Source organism: Longimicrobium sp. (assembly GCF_036554565.1).
In the GTDB taxonomy this organism is placed as follows: domain Bacteria; phylum Gemmatimonadota; class Gemmatimonadetes; order Longimicrobiales; family Longimicrobiaceae; genus Longimicrobium.
This window is the reverse complement of the sequence record NZ_DATBNB010000688.1, coordinates 1-2,581: the sequence shown is the minus strand read 5'-3', so window position 1 is coordinate 2,581 and position 2,581 is coordinate 1. Positions and strand designations below refer to the sequence as shown.

Genomic DNA, 2,581 nt, shown 5'->3' with positions numbered 1-2,581 from the left:
GGGCTCGGCCTGGCCGGCCAGGCGGCGCATGCGGTCGCGGACGATCACCAGCTCGCCCACGCCGTTGACCAGGGCGTCCAGGCGCTTCAGGTCTACCCGGATGTTGCGCGCCCGCCCGGCCGCGCCCGCCCGCTCGGCCGCCTCCTCCGCCGGCGCGTCGTGCAGCACCTCGTCCGTCGCGGCGGCCGCGGCGGGGACGTCGGCCATCCCGCGGCGGACCTCTACCTCGACGATCTCTCCCGCGGCCAGGAGCGCCGCCTCGATCTCCGCGTCCGTCTTCTCGGAGCGGAGCACCAGGCGGACGGTGCCGGCGAAGCCGTCCTCCTGCATGGCGGCCTCGGAAGGCTCCAGCCCGGAGACCTCGCCCAGCCCGCGCGCGGCGCGCAGCGCCATGAAGGCGCGGACGCCGGGGAGGGGCGAGGCGGGGTCCACCGTGAACCGTACCCGCAGGGCGCCCGCGGGTGCGTCCGGGGCATCGGCGAACGATCCCGCGAAGGCCGCCGCGGGTGCGGGCTCCGGCTCCGCGGCGGGCAGGCCGGCCAAGGCGCGCAGGCGGGACACGATCGGGGCGACGACGGATTCGTCGTCGCCCTCTTCCACGGCCAGCTCGATGCCGCGCTCCAGGGCGTCGCAGGCGGCGAAGAGCGTGTCGACCAGGTCTCCGCCGGGAACGGCGCGGCCCTGGCGCACGCCGTCCAGCAGGTTTTCCATCTCGTGGGCCAGCTCCGCCACGGCGCGGTAGCCCATGGTGGCCGACATCCCCTTGATGGTGTGCACCGCCCGGAACAGCCCCTCCACCGGCTCACGCGCGCGCGGGTCAGCCTCCAGCGCCAGCAGCAGGTGGTTGATCGCGGAGACGTGCTCGCGCGACTCGCTCAGGAAGAGCTCGGCGTACTGGGAGAGTTCCATGGGGGAAGTGCGTGAGTGCGTGAGTGCGTCAGTGCGGAAGTGGCCTTGGCGCGTGGGCGGCCGCGGCGCGAACGCCGGCTGCCGTTACCTCCGCACTAACGCACTTCCGCACTCACGCACTCTATCCCAGCACCCGCTGCACGGCCTCGAGCACGCGCGAAGGCTGGAACGGCTTCACCACGAAGTCGCGGGCGCCGGCCTGGATGGCCTCGATGACCAGCGCCTGCTGACCCATGGCGCTGCACATGAGGATCTTGGCGTCGGGAGATTCCTTCACGATCTCGCGGACGGCGTCGATGCCCCCCATGTCGGGCATCACGATGTCCATCGTCACCAGGTCGGGCTTGAACTGGCGGTACTTTTCCACGGCCTGGACGCCGGTTTCGGCCTCGCCCACGATCGTGAAGCCCGCCTGGGTGAGGATGTCGCCGATCATGGTGCGCATGAAGATGGCGTCGTCGCAGATCAGCACGGTCTGGCTCATGAGCGTCCGTTCAGGTGTCCAGGGGTGGGGCGGTTCAGGCGGAAAGGATGGGGGAGATCACTTCGTCGGGGTCTACGGCCACGAACACCTCGCCGTCCACCTCTCCCACCCCGCGCAGGTACGACCGGTCGATGCGCAGCGCGCGGAGGGAATCCGCCGCGTCGGCGAGCGCCGCCGGGTCAACGTTCACGATCCGGGATACTTCTTCCACCGCCAGTCCGGCCAGCTTTCCCCGGTGCTCCACGATGACGATGCTGTGGTCCGGGTTGGCCGACGCGGGGGGAAGGTGCAGACGGGCGCCCAAATCCACCACCGTCACGATGCGCCCGCGCAGGTTGATCAGGCCGCACACGTGGCTTCCGCTTCCCGGCAGCGGCGTGTACGGCCGCGCCGGAATGATCTCGCGGATGCGGTCGATGCCCACGCCGAAGCGGTGCTCGCCGACCACGAACAGGGCCATCCGTTCCAGCACGACCTCACCCCCGGCATCCCCCGCCGGCTCCTGCTGTGCTTGGGTTGGGAGCATTTCCCGCCTGGGGTGATGCCTGGAAGGTGAGCGGACAGTATAGCGGCGGGCCGGGATGGGGTCAAGAAATCCGCACCGGGTCGGCATCCGTGGCAACTTGGGGCGGAAAACATGGAACTTAAGGTGCGCGCGGGGGCCTGCGGCGGTCCTTGCCCCACGGCGGGCCCGCGGCTAGCATCCGTGCCCGAAGCATCAGCACTTTCCACAGTGCTCTTTCGGCGTCATCGGGCGCCTTCCCGCTCCGGAGATTCCCGGCGTATGAAGCTGAAGACCCTTGCGCCGGCCCTGGCCTGCGCCGCCCTGTTCTGCGCCACGCCCGCCCGGGCCCAGCAGGGGCAGGCCCTGGTGCGGGTGCTGCTTGATTCGGCCACCACGCTGGTGGAGAACCAGGACTACGAAGAGGCCCGCGCCCCGGTCTTCGGCCGCCTGGAAGAGGACCAGGACGAGGAGTTCCAGCTGCGGGTGCGCGCCGGGCACACCTACGTCTTCGTGGGCGTGTGCGACGAGAACTGCAGCGATCTGGACATCGTCGTCACCGACGAGGACGGCGACGAGCTGGAGTCGGATGTGGAGCTGGACGACACGCCCATGGTGGTGCTCGAAGCGGAGGAGACCACGACCATCACCGTAACGGTGTCCATGGCCACCTGCCGGGACCACTG

Annotated in this window: 4 protein-coding genes; 1 reads left to right on the top strand and 3 read right to left on the bottom strand. The window is 70.4% G+C overall.

Features of this window, described 5'->3' with window-relative positions:
* The 3 genes from VIB55_RS19125 to VIB55_RS19115 form a co-directional block, all read right to left on the bottom strand.
* Positions 1-909: Hpt domain-containing protein (locus tag VIB55_RS19125; protein WP_331878269.1), on the bottom strand; the 909-nt coding region annotated here is incomplete at its 3' end.
* Positions 910-1,030: 121 nt separating this feature from the next.
* The gene (locus VIB55_RS19120; RefSeq protein WP_331023841.1) at positions 1,031-1,393 is read right to left on the bottom strand and encodes a response regulator; all 363 of its coding nucleotides are present in this window, start codon (positions 1,391-1,393) and stop codon (positions 1,031-1,033) included.
* A 34-nt stretch (positions 1,394-1,427) separates the two neighbouring features.
* The gene (locus tag VIB55_RS19115) at positions 1,428-1,919 is read right to left on the bottom strand and encodes a chemotaxis protein CheW (RefSeq protein ID WP_331070937.1); all 492 of its coding nucleotides are present in this window, start codon (positions 1,917-1,919) and stop codon (positions 1,428-1,430) included.
* 258 nt (positions 1,920-2,177) lie between these two features.
* Here VIB55_RS19115 and VIB55_RS19110 point away from each other — a divergent pair.
* Positions 2,178-2,581: hypothetical protein (locus VIB55_RS19110; RefSeq protein ID WP_331878268.1), on the top strand; the 404-nt coding region annotated here is incomplete at its 3' end.

What these genes read in the sequence shown, in the direction of transcription:
- VIB55_RS19120 (WP_331023841.1), bottom strand. Translation starts at nt 1,393, where the DNA reads ATGAGCCAGACCGTGCTGATCTGCGACGACGCCATCTTCATGCGCACC.
- VIB55_RS19115 (WP_331070937.1), bottom strand. Translation starts at nt 1,919, where the DNA reads ATGCTCCCAACCCAAGCACAGCAGGAGCCGGCGGGGGATGCCGGGGGT.